Raw genomic sequence first — 19,470 nt, 5'->3', positions numbered from 1 at the left:
GGCCTGATAATATGCATTAGCATCGCCATCAGGCATTTTCCCTATAACAGCCTCCGCCCGGAGGCTGTTTTTTTATCCATACGATCTCTTTATACTGTCTTTTCCGTACCCTAAATAAAATTCAAAATGAAACCACTTATTGCATTGATGTTGTTTATGACATTCTTTGCCCATGCCGCAGATCCTGAGCCGGGTAGCCAGTATTTGCAGGCAGCAGAGGCAGGTGACAGACGCGCGCAATATTTTCTGGCCGACAGTTGGTTGAGCTATGGCGATTTGAACAAAGCTGAATACTGGGCGCAAAAAGCCGCCGACAATGGCGACGCCGACGCCTGCGCGCTACTGGCGCAAATCAAAATCACTAATCCGGTAAGCCTGGATTATCCCGACGCGAAAAAGCTGGCTGAAAAGGCGGCTAACGCGGGCAGTAAAGCGGGAGAAATTACGCTGGCGCGGATCCTGGTCAACACCCAGGCCGGGCGTCCGGACTACCCAAAAGCCATCTCGCTGCTGCAAAAGGCCTCTGAAGATCTGGATAACGACTCCGCGGTGGATGCGCAAATGTTGCTTGGCCTGATTTACGCCAACGGCGTGGGCATTGCCGCCGATGATGAAAAAGCCGCCTGGTATTTCAAACGCAGTTCCGCTATTTCCCGTACCGGCTATTCAGAATACTGGGCGGGAATGATGTTTTTAAACGGTGAACCGGGCTTTATTGAAAAGAACAAGCAGAAGGCGTTGCATTGGTTGAATCTAAGCTGTCTGGAAGGGTTTGATACCGGTTGCGAAGAGTTCGAAACGCTAACAAATGGCTGATGTTTATTGCCTGATGAACGTAGTCGTTGTAGGCCTGATAAGCGTAGCGCCATCAGGCAACCCGGAGCCGGTTGTCGGATGGCGGCGTGAACGCCTTATCCGGCCTACATTCTCTTTCTCTGTAGGCCGGATAAGCAAAGCGCCATCCGGCAATCCGTTATTGGGCGGTCTTATCAAATTTGCCCAGTACGTCGCGCTCATAGGCCAGCGCTTTTTTACGGTCAAACTTGTGTTCCCACTTGGCGATAACCAGCACCGCCAGCGCATTCCCCACCACATTTAGCGCAGTACGCGCCATGTCGAGGATACGGTCGACACCGGCGATAAACGCCAGCCCTTCCAGCGGAATGCCCACGCTGCCCAGCGTCGCCAGTAACACCACGAAGGAAACGCCAGGCACGCCGGCAATCCCTTTCGACGTCACCATCAGCGTCAGCACCAGTACAATTTCCTGCCACAGCGACAGGTCGATACCGTATAGCTGCGCGATAAAAATGGCGGCGATGCTCTGGTATAACGTGGAGCCGTCGAGGTTAAATGAGTAACCGGTCGGCACCACGAAACTGGTGATAGAGGCTGGCGCGCCGTAAGCTTCCATCTTCTCGATAATGCGCGGTAGCACGCTCTCGGAGCTGGCGGTCGAGTACGCCAGAATCAATTCATCTTTCAGAATGCGAATCAGAATCCAGATACTTAACCCGCACAGGCGCGCCACGATGCCCAGCACCACCAGCGCAAAGAAGATAATGGCAAAGTGTACCAGCAGCACCAGTTTCGCCAGCGGCCACAGCGACGCGAAACCAAAATTCGCTACCGTGACGGCGATCAGCACAAAAACGCCCACTGGCGCATAGCGCATCACCATATGGGTGACTTTAAACATGGTTTCAGAGATGGAACGAAATACCGTCACCAGCGGTTCGCGGTGCGTTGCCGGCAGGGATGACAACCCCAGCCCAAACAGGACCGAGAAAAAGATAATTGGCAGCATATCCCCTTTGGCCATCGATGCGATGATATTGGTCGGCACCAGCGACAGTATCGTCCCCATCAGCCCATGTGCATGACTTTGTACTTCCGCCGTGGTGTTCTGGTATTTCGAAATATCGACGGTCGCCAGTTGCGACATATCAATGCCTGAGCCTGGCTGAAAGACATTCGCCAGCGTAATGCCGAGGATAATCGCCACCGTGGTGATCAGTTCAAAATAGAGAATGGTTTTGGCGCCGATACGGCCTAGCTGTTTTGCATCGCCAACGCCGGCGATGCCGACAATCAGAGTCGAGATCACGATTGGCACGACGATCATTTTAATCAGATGGATAAAGATATCGCCAGCAGGCGACAGCAGATTGGCAATCAGCCATTCACGGCTGTCACTGTGATAATGCAGATAGCTGCCCAGCAGAATGCCCAGCACCATAGCCAGCAAAATTTGCCAGGCCAGGCTGACTTTCAAATTTTTCATAACAACAGACTTCCTCGATGAAGCGTTGCTCTCCGCCGAAAGCATGAGAGCAATACATACTGGAAGGGTATGATTTGTGTTGCGTTGGTTTGTAGAGTTTTTTAACGCGCATAATCAGTATCATTTGCATAGCGTCTTGCGCAACCCTTTCATAACAGGGCTTTTGGCTGTTTTTATGCATAATAACGCGAGTTTATGGTGTTAATGATGAATAACTATTTGTTATGGAAAGTTTTTTACTTCGTCAAAATCGAATAATATTCTGAGGTAATTAATTTTTACCTGTGGCGCATTCGCCGTTTTTTTAAACAGCACACATGACAAAAGTCACAAAAAAGAAAAAATTATTTCTGCCGATTTTGTAACAATTTAGCCAAATTAATGGCCTCTACCAGCTGCGCGCGGTTCACTCGCGGCGAGTTTGCATCCAGTAAGGTTTGCCACAGCGACACGGCTTGCGCATAATCCGCCTGCATAAACGCATCCGCCGCCAGCAGCATCTGCGCGGTCACTTCTGTCGCATCCAGCGCTAACGCTTTATTAATCATTTCACGCGTCGCAGGCGTCATATGTTGCCCGGACTGGTAATACAGCACCGTTGCCAGCGCGGCGAAAAGCTGCGCGTTATCGCCTCGCAGACGCAACGCCTGACGATATGCCAGCAGCGCATTGTCATACGCATTGCGATAGAGATAATACTCGCCCAGCCGCGCCCATTGCTCGCTATCCTGCGGATTGGCGCGGATTTTTTCTTGCAGCCTGGAAAGCTGCGCCTCTGGCGTTTGCGGGTTCGTAAAGTCACGTAGCGGATCGGCCAGACGCTGTTGCTCGCTACGCACAGCCTGCCATTTCGGCGTCAACATATAGCCGCCGATACAGACAGCCACCATCAACACCGCCGCAGCCGTCAGACGCTTTACGGGCATGGGACGTAACGGCACAGTGGAGTGCTCAGACTGGCTCATTGTTCCCCCTCTTCTGCGTGCTGACGCTTTCTCACCCGCCAGACCACCACGCCCACCAACAATAACAGCAGGCACGGCAGCGCCCACAACAGCAGCGTTTGCTCATTCAACGGCGGGTTGTAGCGCACGAAATCACCATAACGGTCGGTCATCCAGGCGGTGATTTCCGCTTCGCTTTTACCTTCGGCCACCATGCTGTAAACCTGATGGCGCATACTGACCGCCACGGGCGCATTGGATTCCAGCAAATTCTGGTTCTGACACTGCGGACAGCGCAGTTGACCGGCAATAGACAGCGCTTTTTCCTGCTGTTGTGGATTGTCAAAGCGCCAGGTATCCACCACCTGGGCGTGGGTGGCGAATGTGATTAAAAACAGGACGATCGTTAAGAGTAAAAACTTTCTGCCGGATGGCGCTACGCTAATCCGGCCTACGGTTTGCGCATCCTGTAGGCCGGATAAGGCGCTTACGCCGCCATCCGGCAACGCTGTGAGTAATTTACGCATCACGCTTCCTCCCCCGCCATCCGCTCAGCAGCGCGCCACACACCATCAACAATCCCCCTCCCCAGATCCAGCGCACGCCGGTCTGCACGTATAAGCGCATGGCGTAACGGTCCGCTCCGGTTTTTTCGCCCATCACCGCGTACCAGTCATGTAGCAGGTTCCAGTGAATCCCCGGCTCCATCATCTGTTGACGACGCGCGGCATAGAAGCGCCTTTCAGGCTGCAGGCTGCCAATGCGTTTTTCATTCCGCCACAACGTGATCCGCGCTTTTTCACTGGTGTAGTTGCCTTTGGCTTCCAGATCCAGACGCTCGAAACGAAAGGTATAGCCCGCCAGTACCACCTGCTGCCCCGGGCTGAGGTTAAGGCTGATTTCATGCCGACTGCCGCTGGAAACCATGATCCCGGCGGCGAAGATAAATACGCCCGTATGCGCCAGCAACGCCGGAAGCTGACGATGCACAGAGACTTTGCGGCTTCTGATTGTCGCAAGCACGATAACCACCAGCATCAGCAGGCCAAACGGCAGCGTGACGCGATTAAAATAGGGCGCGCCCACCGAAAGCCTTCCCCAGCCCATCAAACCATAAATCATGGGGTAGAGCGTCCCGACCAGCACGATCAACAAGACGGCGCTAAAGAGCAGCAGCGTCGCCAGAATGAGCGTTTCGCACTTTCCGCCGCCCAAACGCGTCGCCGGATACGGCTCCCGTGCCCGCCAGCCGTACAGAGCAAGCGATGCCAGACTTAACGCGGCAAAAAGGATAAACAGCGGCACCGCGCGCACATTATCTAACGCAAAAGCATGGACGGAGAGCAGAATGCCGGAACGCACAATCAGCGTTCCCAGCAACGAGAGGATCAGCGTCAGTATCGCCAGCAGCAACGACCAGTGGCGGAAGCTCCCGCGCTGGCGGCTGACATACAGACTGTGCAGCAACGCGCTGGCGGCAAGCCACGGCAACAATGAGGCATTTTCCACCGGGTCCCAGAACCACCAGCCGCCCCAGCCCAGTTCGCAATACGCCCACCACGATCCGAGAATGATCCCCAGCGTCAGAGCGCACCAGCCGAGTAACGCCCAGCGCCAGCACACCCAGGCGGTTGCCGCGTTAAAGCCGCCGCACAGTAGCGAGGCCAGCGCTACGCTCGCCGCGGTCATCAGGCCGCCATAACCCAGATAGAGCAGCGGCGGATGTAAGATCAGCCCCAGATGTTGCAGCATGGGATTAAGGTCGCGCCCTTCCATGGCGGGAGGGAAAATACGCAGGAACGGATCGGACCACAGCACAATAAATAGCAGCAGCGAAGCCATAATGAGGGACAAGATGCTCAGGGTCAGCGGAAAAAGCGCGTCAGATTCATGCCGGGAGCGCCAGGCGAATAGCACCGTCCACCCCGAAAGAAGCAGCGCCCACAGCAGGAGCGAGCCTTCATGACCGCCCCATACCGCCGCCAGTTTCAGTCCCCATGACAACTGACTATGGCTATGCTGCGCAACATAAACGACCGAAAAATCGCTGGTCAGAAAACAGCTAAACAGAATCGCAAACGCCAGTAGCAGCAGCGTGAACGCCGTCCACGCGCCGCAGGTCGTCAGGCGCATGACGCCACGCCAATGCTGCGCCATCCCGCACCACGTCGCCAGCGGGGTTAACACGTTGACCCCGAGACTCAACAACAGCGCCAGAAATCCGGCTTCAGGAAGGAAGATGTCCAGATTATGCAACCGTTAGCTGTCCCGCATAAAGAATGAAAAAGCGCAGCAGCAGCACGCCGGTCAAACTGGCGCCGCAAACGGCCAGCACGCCGTGAAACGTGACGCTGCGGTTGGCCCAGGGTTTTAGCAGCATCGGGATAATCAATCCCAGCCCTACGACGCCAAGCCAGAACCACCAGCTCCAGAATCCGCCGCCCAGCGCCGCCGCCAGCGCCCGCATTTTGCCGTCATCGCCCAGCGCCAGACCGACGAAGAACGCCGCCAGCAGGAAAATTTCCAGCCATACCACCGGAACCTCCATGCGATGCACAAAGCGCGCTTCCGTGCTGTGCGGGTTGCTACGATGGCGTAACGCCATGGCGATCAGCGCCACCGCCGCGCCGGAGGAAATCCCGGAGAACAGGAATAGTACCGGCAGGATCGGGTTATTCAGGAACGGATAGGATTTCAGCGCCGACAGCAGAAAGCCGGTGTACGCGCCGAGCAGAACCGCCAGCACCAGCATTAACGTCTCCAGCGCACGGTGGAACGGCGCGATCAGCGTCAACACTTTCTGCACGATCTCTAACCGCGGCAGCCAACGTTGCTGCAGGGCAATCACCTCTTTTTCAAAGATTTTCGCCAGCCACAGTATCAGGACCACCATGTAAAGCTGGAACAGCATCACCCCCATCGACATCACCGAGGTAAAGCTGTAGTGAAACATCAGCTTCCAGAAGGTCCACGGGCGCGTCAGGTGGAAGACCAGAATCAGCAGACCAAGAATAATCGCCCCCGGCCCTAACACCAGCGTAGTGCGCAGCAGCGTGCTGTCCGAACCGCCCGCCTCCGGATGGAAGCGGCGTAGCAGAATCGCCAACGTAACCAGTCCGGCGGAGATGCCAATCAGGAACAGATAGATGGCGATGGGCCAGTCCCACACCAGTGATGCAAAATGAAATGCAGAAGCGGATGTCATTGGCTCACCTCCCCATAGTTAAAGGGAACGCGGTAGACCTTCGGTTTTGTGCCCAGCGCCAGCTTGTAACGATAGGTGGTTTTCTGCCGCAACAAACGGGAGATATCGCTGTTGGGATCGTCCAGATTACCAAACGTCAGCGCCTTCGTTAGACATGACTCAACGCAGGCGGGCTGTTTGCCCGCTTTCAGGTTAGTTTTCCGGCAGAAATCGCACTTATCCGCCGTCTTACTGACCGGATGGATAAAGCGCACGCGGTAGGGACACGCGGCAATGCAGTACTGACAGCCGACGCAAAGGTCCGGGTTCACGTCGACAATACCACTGGCGGCATCGCGGAATGATGCGCCGGTCGGGCAGACGTCAACGCAGGGGGCATGGTCGCAATGCTGGCACGAGTGGCGGAAGAAGCGATATTTCACATCAGGAAACGTCCCCTGCGGCTCGCTGCGAATAATCGTCAGGCGCGATACGCCTTCCGGCACGTTGTTGACTTCCCGACAGGCATCCATGCAGGCCGTGCAGCCGATGCATAATGACTCATCGTGTACCATGCCATAACGCACGCCGTTAATATTCAACGTGTTCGCTACAACGCGTCCTGCCATCCCACTGACCGCCGCCAGCGCGCCGACGCGGGTAATAAATTGACGTCGGGTGCAACTCATGGCTGCTCCTTAAGCAACGGAACGGACGCCGGGTTAAAGTGCGGGTTAGTACGCTGATCGCTGTGGCAATCCACGCATATTTTGATCCGCCCTTTCTCGTTTAGCGTCTGCATCGTGTCTTGCTGCGGATGCAGGGAATGGCAACTGGCGCAGGTCACTTTAGTAACATGAACATCGTGCGGCCAGAACGCTTTTTGCAGTTGTTCAGGCAAGTGGCAGGACATACAGACGCTGTTCTGCTGCTCTACCGTATACATCGGGTCGTTAAAACGCATCACATCTTTCACCCCTTCACGGTGGTGAAGCGACGGTTGACCGTGGCAGTTGGTACAGGTTATCGGCAATTTATTGTTCGGGTTGATAGCGCCCGTATGTTTACCGTGCATACCTTCGGTGTCCGGCTTGTGACAGTCCAGACAGGCAGCATCCGGATTACGCTGCTGGGTGACCGTCCAGCGTTGATCCGACTCCTGCGGCGTTGGCGTGGCAGTAATTCCACTCAGGCTCCAGAACAGGCCTGATGCCAGCACCCCAGCAGTTAATAACGAACGTAATACGCTCATATTCACTCCATTACATAATGCCTGATGGCGCGCAGCTTTAAGGCCTACAAGACTTCTGTAGGCCGGATAAAGCGCTTGCGCTGTCATCCGGCAAATTTGTCACATGTGAGGTTATTGGCTTAACAGACCGTTTTTACGCGCCTGATCTTCCCACTGCGGTACGACCGTTTTCAGGAAGTCCTGCTTCTCCGCGTTGATTTGTTGCATATTCAAACCAATCGCTTTCTGCGCCTTCTCTTTCGTCGAAATATCCGGCAGCGGAATTTCATGGGTAATGCCTTTGGTCGCCAGCAGTCGCGCCAGTTTAGTTCGGGCATCCGCGGCTTTATCCATCGCACTGCCTAACATCCGTAGACCTTCTTCCGGGGCATGCATATGAATACCGTGTGACGCAATCGCCAGATCCCAACGCCACTGCGCGTGGCGAATATCGTTCAGAATCGGTTTCATTTCCGCGTCTGTCGCCCCCGCATCCCATGCGGCTTTCGCTTCGAAGTGCGCATGTACCAGCTGATCTTCAACCTTGATTTTCAGGTCATGAATCGCCTGTTTACGCTCGGCGACCACTTTTTGCAGGGACGCTTTGTCCTGGGTGTGGCAGTTGGCGCAGGTTTGCGCGAAATTGTCGAACGGGTTGCCGATTTTATGGTCGGTGTAGAGCTTGCCTTCGGCGTTCTGTACTTTCGGCATGTGGCAGTCGATACAGGTCACGTTGTTCTTACCGTGAATGCCCGCGCTCCAGGTTTCATATTCCGGGTGCTGCGCTTTGAGCATTGGGGTTTTCGACAGCGAGTTAGTCCAGTCAGAGAAGGCGATGGCGTCGTAGTATTGCTCCATATTTTCGACCTTCATGCCCTCATCCCACGGGAACTTAACGGCTTTGTTCTTACCGTCGAAGTAGTACTCCACGTGGCACTGGCCGCAGACCATCGATTGCTGATCAAATCGTCCCGCTTTATCAAACGGTTTGCCGATAGCCTCCATCGCCCGTTCGGCATAGGGGCGCGACAACGTTATCGCTGGCTTCCCCTGGGCGAAATCGTCCGACGCGGTGTTATGACAGTCGGCACAGCCCAAATCGTTGACAATTTCCGGGCCGCCGCGCGCCCATTTGCCATGGAAGTAGCCGTCTTCGCCTTCTTGTTGGATAAGGCGCGCGACATCGGGGCTTTTACAGCTCCAGCAGGCCATCGGCAGCGGGCCGTCTTCCGCCGTTTTTGGCGCGCCGGTACGCAGCGTTTCGCGCACGTCGGTTACCGCATACGCGTGGCCGCGTGGTTTGTTGTAATCACGGGAGAAGGGATAGCCCGCCCACAGGATCACCAGACGAGGGTCTTCCGCCAGCGCATCTTCACGGGCAGACTGTTCTGACGTCGCTTTCCATGACTGATATTGGTCGGGGTGTTGAGGCGCGAACGTTTCATTTTTCGCTTCAACAGTAACGGTTTTTGCGGATACAGGCGTTTGCTCAGCGTAAACAGAGGTAATGAAGAAAAAAGGAAATATAAGGCTGAAGAAACGGCGTGCGCGTAGTGTTTTCCTTGCCATAGAGGTCTCATCCAGATTGCGCCATTATCTTTAATGGCGATTTTTTATCGTTTTCCATAACAGCAACCGCACAAATACTGTTATTACATTGATCTCCTCTATGTGTAACAAATAACCACACTCAAAATGTTGTCTTTAATCAATTGTAAGTGTATGTAAAATACCACTTTAGAGTTAGTAACCTGGACAAAACTCCCTCTCTTTTCTGATTTCCGGACACGGATCACTTTTTTAAAAAATTTCATATAACGTCATGTTATCCCGAAAATTTATCTAATTTTGCGGGACACAATCAAAAAATAGATTGCTGCTTATTTGCACAGCTCCCTTTTTGCGTGATCTGTCGCCCAAATACTAAACAAAACTTATTAAGACCCTACATTTAACGTTTATGCGACATATTATTAACATCCTACAAGGAGAACAACAGCATGAGCCAAACACATAAACACGCCATTCCCGCCAACATTGCGGATCGTTGCCTGATAAATCCAGAGCAGTATGAGACTAAATATAAACAGTCTATTAACGACCCCGATACGTTTTGGGGCGAACAGGGAAAAATTCTCGATTGGATCACGCCGTACCAAAAAGTGAAAAACACCTCCTTTGCGCCAGGCAATGTGTCGATTAAATGGTACGAGGACGGCACGCTGAATCTGGCGGCGAACTGTCTTGACCGCCATTTGCAGGAAAATGGCGATCGCACCGCCATTATCTGGGAAGGCGATGACGCGTCGCAGAGTAAACATATCTCTTATCGCGAACTGCATCGCGATGTCTGCCGTTTCGCGAATACACTGCTGGATCTGGGCATTAAAAAAGGCGATGTGGTAGCGATTTATATGCCGATGGTGCCGGAAGCGGCGGTGGCAATGTTGGCCTGCGCCCGCATCGGTGCGGTGCATTCGGTGATCTTCGGGGGCTTCTCGCCGGAAGCCATCGCCGGACGCATTATCGACTCCAGCTCGCGGCTGGTGATCACCGCTGACGAAGGTGTACGTGCCGGACGCAGTATCCCGCTGAAAAAGAATGTCGATGACGCGCTGAAAAACCCGAATGTCACTAGCGTTGAGCATGTGATCGTCCTGAAGCGCACCGGCAACGACATTGACTGGCAAGAAGGCCGCGACCTGTGGTGGCGCGATTTGATTGAAAAAGCCAGCCCTGAGCACCAGCCTGAAGCGATGAATGCCGAAGATCCGCTGTTTATCCTTTATACCTCCGGCTCCACCGGCAAGCCGAAAGGCGTGCTGCACACCACCGGCGGCTATCTGGTCTACGCCGCGACCACCTTTAAGTATGTCTTTGATTATCACCCTGGCGATATTTACTGGTGTACCGCCGATGTGGGTTGGGTGACGGGGCACAGCTATCTGTTGTATGGCCCGCTGGCCTGCGGCGCGACCACCTTAATGTTTGAAGGCGTGCCGAATTGGCCAACGCCCGCTCGCATGTGCCAGGTGGTCGACAAACACCAGGTCAACATTCTCTATACCGCCCCGACGGCCATCCGCGCGCTGATGGCGGAAGGCGATAAAGCCATTGAAGGCACCGACCGTTCTTCACTACGCATTCTGGGTTCCGTCGGCGAGCCGATCAATCCCGAAGCGTGGGAATGGTACTGGAAGAAGATCGGCAAGGAAAAATGTCCGGTCGTCGACACCTGGTGGCAGACTGAAACAGGCGGTTTTATGATCACGCCGCTACCAGGCGCTATCGAACTGAAAGCCGGTTCCGCCACCCGTCCTTTCTTTGGCGTACAGCCTGCGCTGGTGGATAACGAAGGCCATCCGCAAGAAGGCGCGACGGAAGGCAATCTGGTCATCACCGATTCCTGGCCGGGCCAGGCGCGCACTCTGTTCGGCGATCATGAACGTTTTGAGCAGACCTATTTCTCTACCTTTAAGAATATGTATTTCAGCGGCGACGGCGCGCGTCGCGATGAGGACGGCTATTACTGGATCACCGGTCGCGTGGATGACGTGTTAAACGTCTCCGGCCACCGTCTGGGTACGGCGGAAATCGAGTCAGCGCTGGTGGCGCATCCGAAGATCGCCGAAGCGGCGGTGGTGGGTATTCCACACGCTATCAAAGGCCAGGCGATTTACGCTTATGTGACGCTCAACCACGGCGAGGAGCCGTCGCCAGAACTGTACGCGGAGGTGCGCAACTGGGTACGTAAAGAGATTGGCCCACTGGCGACGCCGGACGTGCTGCACTGGACCGACTCACTGCCAAAAACCCGTTCCGGCAAAATTATGCGCCGCATTTTGCGCAAAATCGCGGCGGGCGATACCAGCAATCTGGGCGATACCTCGACTCTCGCCGATCCTGGCGTGGTGGAGAAACTGCTCGAAGAGAAGCAGGCCATCGCGATGCCGTCATAACCATAAATGCCGGATGGCAACGCGAACGCGTTTTATCCGGCCTACGACCCTACCCCTGCCCTCTCTCAAACCGGGAGAGGGAAATATAAAAACCCTCCCCCAAAGGATTTCGTGTTACAGGAAGGCGGCAAGCGAGCACACCCTCAGCAGCATAGTTCACTATGTGGCTGGGGCGCGCGAGTGCGGCCAGCGCGCCTGTAGCGCGAAAGACGCAGGGGGACCTCTGGAGAGCTCTGTGATGAATGACCAAATTTATCAGCGGATAGAAGACAGTGCGCGTTTCAGGGAATTAGTTGAAAAACGGCAACGGTTTGCCACGATTCTGTCGGTTATCATGCTGGCGGTTTATATCAGCTTTATTTTACTGATCGCCTTCGCGCCTGGCTGGCTGGGCACGCCTCTACATGCGGGAACCAGCGTCACCCGAGGAATTCCCATTGGCGTCGGGGTGATTGTGATTTCTTTTGTGTTGACCGGAATTTATATCTGGCGGGCGAATGGCGAATTCGATCGTCTTAATAACGCCGTACTGCATGAGGTGAAAGCATTATGAAGAGAGTTCTGACGGCGCTCGCCGCCGCACTCCCCTTCGCCGCTCATGCGGCGGATGCCATTAGCGGCGCGGTTGAACGCCAGCCCACCAACTGGCAGGCGATTATCATGTTTTTGATTTTCGTCGTGTTTACGCTCGGTATTACCTACTGGGCCTCTAAACGCGTACGTTCCCGTAGCGACTACTACACGGCTGGCGGCAATATCACCGGGTTCCAGAACGGGCTGGCGATTGCCGGCGACTATATGTCCGCCGCGTCATTTCTCGGCATTTCCGCGCTGGTGTTTACCTCCGGTTATGACGGGCTGATCTATTCGCTGGGCTTCCTTGTCGGCTGGCCAATTATCCTGTTTTTGATTGCCGAGCGCCTGCGTAATCTGGGACGTTATACTTTTGCTGACGTTGCCTCTTATCGCCTGAAACAGGGGCCAATCCGTATTCTTTCGGCCTGTGGCTCCCTGGTAGTGGTGGCGCTTTATCTCATCGCCCAAATGGTCGGCGCCGGTAAACTGATTGAACTGCTGTTCGGCCTCAACTATCACATCGCCGTAGTGCTGGTCGGCGTGCTGATGATGATGTACGTGCTGTTCGGCGGGATGCTGGCGACAACGTGGGTGCAAATTATCAAAGCCGTCCTGTTGCTGTTTGGCGCCAGTTTTATGGCCTTTATGGTGATGAAACACGTCGGCTTTAGCTTCAATAATCTGTTTACCGAAGCCATGGCGGTACACCCGAAAGGCACGGCGATTATGAGCCCAGGAGGATTGGTGCAAGATCCGATTTCGGCATTGTCGTTGGGTCTGGGACTGATATTCGGCACCGCCGGTTTGCCGCATATTCTGATGCGTTTCTTTACGGTCAGCGATGCCCGCGAAGCGCGCAAGAGCGTGTTCTACGCCACCGGTTTTATGGGCTATTTCTACATTCTGACCTTTATTATCGGCTTCGGCGCTATCATGCTGGTGGGGGCGAATCCCGCCTATAAAGATGCCGCAGGCGCGCTGATTGGCGGCAATAACATGGCGGCGGTGCATCTGGCCAACGCGGTAGGCGGCAACCTGTTCCTCGGCTTTATTTCGGCAGTGGCGTTTGCCACCATTCTGGCGGTGGTCGCAGGTCTGACGCTGGCGGGCGCATCGGCGGTGTCGCATGACTTGTACGCCAACGTGTTCCGCAAAGGCGCAACCGAACGTGAAGAGCTGAAGGTGTCGAAAATCACCGTCCTGGTGCTGGACGTGATCGCCATTATCCTCGGCGTCCTGTTTGAAAATCAGAACATCGCCTTTATGGTGGGCCTGGCATTTGCTATCGCCGCGAGCTGCAACTTCCCCATCATTCTGCTTTCCATGTACTGGTCAAAACTGACCACGCGCGGCGCTATGCTGGGCGGCTGGTTAGGTTTACTGACAGCGGTGGTGCTGATGATTCTTGGCCCTACCATTTGGGTGCAGATCCTCGGCCACGAAAAAGCGATCTTCCCGTATGAGTATCCGGCGCTGTTCTCTATCAGCGTGGCGTTCCTGGGGATCTGGTTCTTCTCGGCCACCGATAACTCGGCAGAAGGCAACCGTGAACGTGAGCAGTTCCGCGCTCAGTTTATCCGCTCCCAAACGGGATTCGGCGTACAACAAGGGCGTGCGCATTAATCTTACCGTTTCCTCCGGCCCTGTGGGTCGGAGGAAAATCAGAACATCACCCTCGCCACCAGCGGGGCTGCCAGCACCATCACCACGCCGGACAGCATCATTACCAGACTGGCGACGACGCCCTCCTGCTGACCAAGTTCATAGGAACGCGCCGTGCCTGCCCCATGTGACGCCGCGCCGAATCCTGCCCCTTTTGCCATGCCTTCCCGGATAGAGAGACGCAAAAATAGCGCGTCGCCGACCGCCATGCCAAACACGCCAGTGACGACCACGAACAGCGCCACCAGATCCGGCTGCCCGCCCAGGGGTTCTGCCGCCGCCAGCGCAAACGGCGTAGTAACGGAACGTACCGCCAGACTACGCTGAATCTCATCCGATAACGTGAACAGACGCGCCAGCCAAACGGAACTGGTGACCGCCACCACCGTCGCCGTCACTACACCCGCGGTGAGCGACATCCAGTGACGTTTGATAATCGCGAGGTTATCGTACACCGGCACCGCAAAGGCAATGGTCGCCGGGCCGAGCAGCCACAATAGCCAGTGCGATTCGCTAATATAGTTTTGCCAGGAGATATGACCGAACACCAGCATTAACACCAGCAGTGCCGGCGTCAACACTAATGGCATCAACGGCAATTTGCGAAAACGGCGATACAGACGCTTATTGGCGAAGTAAATTCCCAGCGTAATCACCAGGCACAGTACGCTTAACTGAACGTTATTCACGGTTTAGCCTGCTCATCTCATAGCGATACACTTTATCCACCACCCACGCCGTCGCGCCGAGTACCATTAAGGTACTGATCGCTATCACCGAGAAAATGCGCCAGCCGTCCACCAGTAACAGATGGGCATAGTTCACTACCGCCACGACGGCGGGAACAAAGAATAACAGCATCTCCGCCAGCAGCCAGCGTGCGCCTGCGCGTACCCAGCTAAGCGGAATAATCCGGCAAACGATCAGCGCCAACATAAGTACCATGCCGACCAGATTCGCGGGCAACGGCAGGTGCAGCCAGGAGACAAGATATTGGGAAAAAATGAATAAACCTGCATAGAGCAGTACCTGAACCGGTACCTGGAGTCGTTGCACAACGGCAGGCGTAACGCGGCTTATCGCCACAGCCATGAGGGAATGTCCTGAAAAATAATACGGAGCGCCAGTATAGAGAACCTCCGTCACGGGCAGAAATGAATTAAAATCATTGCAGGCATAGTCGGAAGGAATAATCATGGATATCAGAACGCTGCGTTATTTTGTCGAGGTGGTGCGCCAGCAAAGTTTCACCCGCGCAGCGGAGAAGTTATTTGTCACCCAGCCCACCATTAGCAAGATGCTGAAAAATCTTGAAGATGAGCTTAACTGTACGCTACTGATCCGCGACGGACGTAAGTTATTGCTGACCGATACCGGACGCGTGGTGTTTGAACGCGGTCTGGCGATCCTCGCTGAGTTTCGCCAGTTAGAGGCCGAGTTGAGCGATATTAACCATCTCAATAAGGGCGTGCTGCGGCTGGGTATTCCCCCGATGGTCGGCATGTTGATGGCTGGGCCAATCAGTTTGTTTCGACAACGCTACCCTGGCGTTGAACTCAAAATTTCGGAGTTTGGCGGCCTGACGGTACAGCAGGCGGTAATGAATGGCGAGCTGGATGTTGCGATGACCGCGCTCCCGGTGGAAGAAGCGAGCGGGCTGACGACATTATCGCTGTTCAGCCATCCGCTGTGCGTGCTGGTTCCCCGTTCCGGTCAGTGGACAACCTGCGACTCCATCGCGCCTGAAGCTCTGGCGGAGCATCCTCTTCTTATCTATAACGAAGACTTTGCCCTGAGCCGCCAGTTGATGACCTTATTTAGCCAGCATGACGTAAAACCACGGATTGCCGTGCGCAGCGGGCAATGGGATTTTCTCGCCGCCATGGTGCAAGCGGGCGTCGGCATCGCCATTTTGCCGGAGCCGATTTGTCAGCGTCTGGATAAGGCCACGCTGCGCTGGCTACCGCTGGAAAGTGATCTCCGCTGGCAGTTGGGCATGATTTGGCGCGAGGGCGTGTATCTGTCGCACAGCGCCCGGGCATGGTTAACCTGTTGCGAAGGGTTTTGGCTGAAACAACCGTAAGCCATGGGTTAAAACCCTTGCCGGATGGCGGCGCAAGCACCTTACCGGGCCTACTTGTAGGCCCGATAAGCATGGCGCCACCGGGCCACAAGGACTACTGATTTTCTATCAGTAGAGCTTCCATCAAATCCAGGTCGTGCAGCAGCTTTTGCAATGTTTCATTGCTGATTTCTCGCGTGGCGCGCAGATGATACAACTCGGCGCGTTCGGAACGCAGCGCCGCCAGACGGAAACGTCGCTCCAGGTTTTCTTCCTGTATGGAGCTTTCGACATCGTTTCGCCCATCGGCACGGCGACGCAAGTTACCAATGACACGCGAGCTTACTTCAGTAAGCAACTGATTATCGATGTTTTCTTCGGTATCCGCCGCCAGACGCTCTTCCATTTTCTGAATGGCAACAATCGCCACTTCCGCCGTCGCCGCGCGGGCGATACGCTCCTCTTTCAACTGTTGCGCATGATCGGCGACTTCCAGATGTTGCAACAGCAGCGGCAGCATGATCACGCCGACAAACAACGAGAACAGAATGACGCCAGCCGCCAGGAATACCAGTTCATAACGCGCCGGAAATCCGCTGCCATCCGGCAAAAGTAACGGTATAGAGAGCACACCAGCCAGGGTGATCGCCCCACGAACGCCAGCGAAGGAAGCAATCAGAATTTCACGCGACGTCCAGCTGGCGAACTCCATCGGTTTCTTCTTCAAAAAGCGCAGGCTGAACTTTTTCATGGTCCACAGCCAGCCGAAGCGAACCAGCATCAATGCCGCATAAATCAGCACGATATCGGTAAAGAGCATCCAGGTTTCGACATTCGGGTCAGCTTCCGCCGCCGCCAGCGAAGATTCCAGAATCCCTGGCAATTGCAGTCCCAACAGCAGAAAGACCATACCGTTAAAGACAAATTCCAGCATCGCCCAGGTACTGTTCGCGCGCAAACGCATTGCCAGCGGCGCGCGGCGCATTACGCCAGAACGGGTGATGGTCATCCCGGCGGCAACCGCGGCCAGGATGCCTGAGACGCCAATATGTTCGGCAATCAGGTAAGACGCGAAGGGCAGCAGAAACAGCAGGACGATTTGCGTCGCGGGCTCATCGCCGCCCCAGCGGCTCAAAAAACGCAGCGAGCGGCCATACAGCCAACTGACTACAAAACCCGCCAGAATACCGCCGATAGCGACCTTAAAAAATTCCAGCGTCGCGCCGCCGACGGTAAAGACCATCGTCCCCATCGCCACCGCGACGGCGAATTTCAGCGATACCAGACCGGAGGCGTCGTTCATTAACGCCTCTCCCTGCAGAATGCCCATGATTTTTTTCGGGATACGCCCCTCGCCCACAATTCCGGAGAGCGCTACCGCATCGGTCGGCGACAGCACGGCGGCCAGCGCAAATGCGGGGATCAGCGGAATGCCGGGCACCAGCCAATAAATCAGGAAGCCGATTCCCACAACCGTTACCAGGACCAGCGCCAGCGCCAGCCCGAAAATCTCTCGTCCATGCTCAAGAAATTCACGGGTCGGCGTTTTCCAGCCATCCGCAAACAGCAGCGGCGGAATAAACAGCACCAGGAAGAGTTCCGGGTCGAATTCCACATGCAAACCAAACGTCGGCCACGCCAACAGCGCGCCAATGGCGATCTGCATAAGGGGTAAAGGAAGCTGGAAGGGTAATACACGCGTAAATACCCCCGACAGCGAGACCACAAGGGTCATGATGAGTATTGTGAAGAAAATTTCCATGCGTTCCCTGTTTGCGATGTTTTTTATGATGGAGAAAGGCATCATGCCTCGGTTTCACCTTCTTCAGATTAACGCAAAAGGTAACGTGATGTGTCCTGAAAATGAAAACGGGCGACCAACGCCGCCCATTTTTCAGAATGAAGGCAGAACTAGATAGCCCAGCCGCCGGCATAAAAAGCGACCAGCGCGACCGCAATGACGACAGTTCCGATATTCAGCTTACGCCATTCACCAGAAACCAGACGCCCGACGACCAGCGTGGCAAAGCCGATCATAATCCCGGTGACGATGTTACAGGTCAGTACAATAAATACAGCCGTTACCAGCCCCGCCATCGCATCGACGAAATCAGCAAAATCGATTTTCGCCACGTTACTCAGCATCAGCAGACCGACATACATGAGCGCCGGGGCGGTTGCGTAGACGGGAACGAGATAAGAGAGCGGCGAAAGAAACAAGATCAGCAAAAACAGCACGCCCACGGTAATCGCCGTCAGGCCCGTTTTACCACCCGCCGCCGTACCGGCCGCAGACTCGATATACACCGCGGCTGGCGCCGCCCCGACCAGGCCGGAGAAAACGCTACTCAGTGAGTCGGTGGTTAGCGCTTTGCCGCCATCGATAATTTGTCCGTCTCTGTCCAGCAGATTAGCCTGCCCTGCGACCGCACGAATCGTGCCGGTCGCATCAAACACCGCCGTCATCACCAGCGCCAGCACGCTTGGCAGAACGACAGGGTTTAACGCGCCCATAATATCCAGGCTGCCGATCAGCGAGTTGCCGTTTTCATCGCTCAACGAAGGCATGGCGAAAATGCCGGAAAAATGGACGTTAGGATCGAAGAGCAAACCCACAATAGAAATGCCAATAATGGTCAACAGAATGCCGCCGGGGACTTTCAGCTTTTCCAGACCGAGAATAACAGCCAGACCCACAAGCGACATAATCACCGGGAAGGTATCGAAATCGCCCAGCGCGACCGGCAGGCCATCCAGCGGGTTTTTAATGACCAGGCCGACGCCGTTGGCGGCAATCAGCAACAAAAACAGGCCAATACCGATACCGGTTCCGTGGGCCACGCCCTGCGGCAAGTTACGCAAAATCCAGCTACGAATGCCGGTAGCGGAGATAATGGTAAACAGTACGCCCATCAGGAATACGGCGCCAAGCGCGACCGGGACGCTAATATGCTGCCCCAGGACCAGGCTAAACGCGGTAAACGCCGTCAACGAGATAGCGCAACCGATAGCCAGCGGCAGATTCGCCCATAGCCCCATAACAATAGAGCCGACGCCTGCGACCAGGCAGGTCGCTACAAAGACGGCGGCAGGCGGGAACCCGGCTTTACCCAGCATCCCTGGCACCACGATGACGGAGTAAACCATCGCGAGAAACGTGGTTAAGCCAGCAACGACTTCCTGGCGAACGGTGCTCCCGCGTTGTGAAATTTTAAACCAGGCGTCGAGTGAACCGCCGGTACGCGCTGAAGGCGTAGACATAGAAAACATCCCCTGAGAATTTATTATTCGTCGGTATACGTGGGAGGTAATCCACTAACAGCGCAACGTTATCTCCTTGTGCTACATTTACGACAGCCGGGGCGCCGCAAAAAAGCAAACGTTTAGCTCCACGTATACAAAACGGGTGGCAAAAAAAAGCAAACGATTATCCAGCGATCATCAACGCTTTTTCAACTGAACTTTGCCGCTTTTTATGCTTTTCTGCTTAGTATGCTCAATAAATAGCCAGACGATGCGCAAACGTTATCGTCCCTGCGCAATCCAGCAACAATTTTTCGCATCGCTG

Annotated in this window: 15 protein-coding genes and 1 pseudogene; 5 read left to right on the top strand and 11 right to left on the bottom strand. The window is 55.0% G+C overall.

Features of this window, described 5'->3' with window-relative positions; genetic code table 11:
* Positions 1 to 126: 126 nt before the first annotated feature.
* A complete protein-coding gene (gene yjcO / locus AAYN39_RS17145) occupies positions 127 to 816 on the top strand; it encodes a Sel1 family TPR-like repeat protein YjcO (protein ID WP_000803225.1) in 690 nt (229 codons plus the stop codon).
* A gap of 157 nt (positions 817 to 973) precedes the next feature.
* Here the strand turns inward: yjcO and gltP are convergent, their stop codons facing one another.
* From gltP to nrfA, 7 genes and pseudogenes are all read right to left on the bottom strand, one after another.
* A complete protein-coding gene (gene gltP / locus AAYN39_RS17140; protein WP_000793283.1) occupies positions 974 to 2,284 on the bottom strand; it encodes a glutamate/aspartate:proton symporter GltP in 1,311 nt (436 codons plus the stop codon).
* 344 nt (positions 2,285 to 2,628) lie between these two features.
* On the bottom strand, positions 2,629 to 3,249 hold the full coding sequence (gene nrfG, locus AAYN39_RS17135) for a heme lyase NrfEFG subunit NrfG (protein ID WP_000083247.1): 621 nt from the start codon (positions 3,247 to 3,249) through the stop codon (positions 2,629 to 2,631).
* A pseudogene (nrfF, locus tag AAYN39_RS17130) lies at positions 3,246 to 5,484 on the bottom strand (heme lyase NrfEFG subunit NrfF). The gene nrfG and the pseudogene nrfF overlap by 4 nt, the downstream one beginning before the upstream one ends.
* Entirely contained in the window at positions 5,477 to 6,433 is a 957-nt protein-coding gene (nrfD, locus tag AAYN39_RS17125) for a cytochrome c nitrite reductase subunit NrfD (protein ID WP_000199631.1), read from the bottom strand. Before nrfD ends, nrfF begins: the two are co-directional and overlap by 8 nt.
* Entirely contained in the window at positions 6,430 to 7,101 is a 672-nt protein-coding gene (nrfC, locus tag AAYN39_RS17120; RefSeq protein WP_001278023.1) for a cytochrome c nitrite reductase Fe-S protein, read from the bottom strand. Before nrfC ends, nrfD begins: the two co-directional genes overlap by 4 nt.
* Positions 7,098 to 7,664: a cytochrome c nitrite reductase pentaheme subunit gene (nrfB, locus tag AAYN39_RS17115; protein ID WP_000115063.1), complete on the bottom strand. Its 567-nt coding sequence runs from the start codon at positions 7,662 to 7,664 to the stop codon at positions 7,098 to 7,100. Before nrfB ends, nrfC begins: the two co-directional genes overlap by 4 nt.
* Before the next feature lie 111 nt (positions 7,665 to 7,775).
* A complete protein-coding gene (gene nrfA / locus AAYN39_RS17110; protein ID WP_000101783.1) occupies positions 7,776 to 9,212 on the bottom strand; it encodes an ammonia-forming nitrite reductase cytochrome c552 subunit in 1,437 nt (478 codons plus the stop codon).
* A gap of 431 nt (positions 9,213 to 9,643) precedes the next feature.
* Between nrfA and acs the strand changes: the two genes are divergently transcribed.
* From acs to actP, 3 genes are all read left to right on the top strand, one after another.
* A complete protein-coding gene (gene acs, locus AAYN39_RS17105; RefSeq protein WP_000083869.1) occupies positions 9,644 to 11,602 on the top strand; it encodes an acetate--CoA ligase in 1,959 nt (652 codons plus the stop codon).
* 238 nt (positions 11,603 to 11,840) lie between these two features.
* On the top strand, positions 11,841 to 12,155 hold the full coding sequence (locus AAYN39_RS17100) for a DUF485 domain-containing protein (protein ID WP_000999620.1): 315 nt from the start codon (positions 11,841 to 11,843) through the stop codon (positions 12,153 to 12,155).
* Positions 12,152 to 13,801, top strand: a complete 1,650-nt coding sequence (gene actP, locus AAYN39_RS17095; RefSeq protein WP_000832531.1) for a cation/acetate symporter ActP — start codon at positions 12,152 to 12,154, stop codon at positions 13,799 to 13,801. The genes AAYN39_RS17100 and actP overlap by 4 nt, the downstream gene beginning before the upstream one ends.
* A 38-nt stretch (positions 13,802 to 13,839) precedes the next feature.
* Here the strand turns inward: actP and AAYN39_RS17090 are convergent, their stop codons facing one another.
* Together AAYN39_RS17090 and AAYN39_RS17085 are read right to left on the bottom strand one after the other, a co-directional pair.
* Positions 13,840 to 14,529, bottom strand: coding sequence for an LrgB family protein (locus AAYN39_RS17090; RefSeq protein ID WP_001067098.1), 690 nt, complete (start codon positions 14,527 to 14,529; stop codon positions 13,840 to 13,842).
* A complete protein-coding gene (locus tag AAYN39_RS17085) occupies positions 14,522 to 14,932 on the bottom strand; it encodes a CidA/LrgA family protein (RefSeq protein WP_000257347.1) in 411 nt (136 codons plus the stop codon). Before AAYN39_RS17085 ends, AAYN39_RS17090 begins: the two co-directional genes overlap by 8 nt.
* A 103-nt stretch (positions 14,933 to 15,035) precedes the next feature.
* Between AAYN39_RS17085 and AAYN39_RS17080 the strand changes: the two genes are divergently transcribed.
* Entirely contained in the window at positions 15,036 to 15,923 is an 888-nt protein-coding gene (locus tag AAYN39_RS17080) for a LysR family transcriptional regulator (RefSeq protein ID WP_000354962.1), read from the top strand.
* Between the two features lie 94 nt (positions 15,924 to 16,017).
* Here AAYN39_RS17080 and AAYN39_RS17075 read toward each other — a convergent pair whose 3' ends face one another.
* Entirely contained in the window at positions 16,018 to 17,664 is a 1,647-nt protein-coding gene (locus tag AAYN39_RS17075; RefSeq protein WP_000402189.1) for a Na+/H+ antiporter, read from the bottom strand.
* A 149-nt stretch (positions 17,665 to 17,813) separates the two neighbouring features.
* A complete protein-coding gene (gene ghxP / locus AAYN39_RS17070; RefSeq protein ID WP_000106903.1) occupies positions 17,814 to 19,163 on the bottom strand; it encodes a guanine/hypoxanthine transporter GhxP in 1,350 nt (449 codons plus the stop codon).
* Positions 19,164 to 19,470 lie beyond the last annotated feature (307 nt).

The sequence above is a fragment of the Salmonella sp. K21076 genome (genome assembly GCF_039650795.1).
Classification (GTDB): Bacteria; Pseudomonadota; Gammaproteobacteria; order Enterobacterales; family Enterobacteriaceae; genus Salmonella; species Salmonella enterica.
This window is presented reverse-complemented; position numbering and strand designations above follow the sequence as displayed.

Coding starts and splice junctions, on each gene's coding strand:
- yjcO (WP_000803225.1), top strand. CDS start 127: ATGAAACCACTTATTGCATTGATGTTGTTTATGACATTCTTTGCCCAT.
- gltP (WP_000793283.1), bottom strand. CDS start 2,284: ATGAAAAATTTGAAAGTCAGCCTGGCCTGGCAAATTTTGCTGGCTATG.
- nrfG (WP_000083247.1), bottom strand. CDS start 3,249: ATGAGCCAGTCTGAGCACTCCACTGTGCCGTTACGTCCCATGCCCGTA.
- nrfD (WP_000199631.1), bottom strand. CDS start 6,433: ATGACATCCGCTTCTGCATTTCATTTTGCATCACTGGTGTGGGACTGG.
- nrfC (WP_001278023.1), bottom strand. CDS start 7,101: ATGAGTTGCACCCGACGTCAATTTATTACCCGCGTCGGCGCGCTGGCG.
- nrfB (WP_000115063.1), bottom strand. CDS start 7,664: ATGAGCGTATTACGTTCGTTATTAACTGCTGGGGTGCTGGCATCAGGC.
- nrfA (WP_000101783.1), bottom strand. CDS start 9,212: ATGGCAAGGAAAACACTACGCGCACGCCGTTTCTTCAGCCTTATATTT.
- acs (WP_000083869.1), top strand. CDS start 9,644: ATGAGCCAAACACATAAACACGCCATTCCCGCCAACATTGCGGATCGT.
- AAYN39_RS17100 (WP_000999620.1), top strand. CDS start 11,841: ATGAATGACCAAATTTATCAGCGGATAGAAGACAGTGCGCGTTTCAGG.
- actP (WP_000832531.1), top strand. CDS start 12,152: ATGAAGAGAGTTCTGACGGCGCTCGCCGCCGCACTCCCCTTCGCCGCT.
- AAYN39_RS17085 (WP_000257347.1), bottom strand. CDS start 14,932: ATGGCTGTGGCGATAAGCCGCGTTACGCCTGCCGTTGTGCAACGACTC.
- AAYN39_RS17080 (WP_000354962.1), top strand. CDS start 15,036: ATGGATATCAGAACGCTGCGTTATTTTGTCGAGGTGGTGCGCCAGCAA.
- AAYN39_RS17075 (WP_000402189.1), bottom strand. CDS start 17,664: ATGGAAATTTTCTTCACAATACTCATCATGACCCTTGTGGTCTCGCTG.
- ghxP (WP_000106903.1), bottom strand. CDS start 19,163: ATGTCTACGCCTTCAGCGCGTACCGGCGGTTCACTCGACGCCTGGTTT.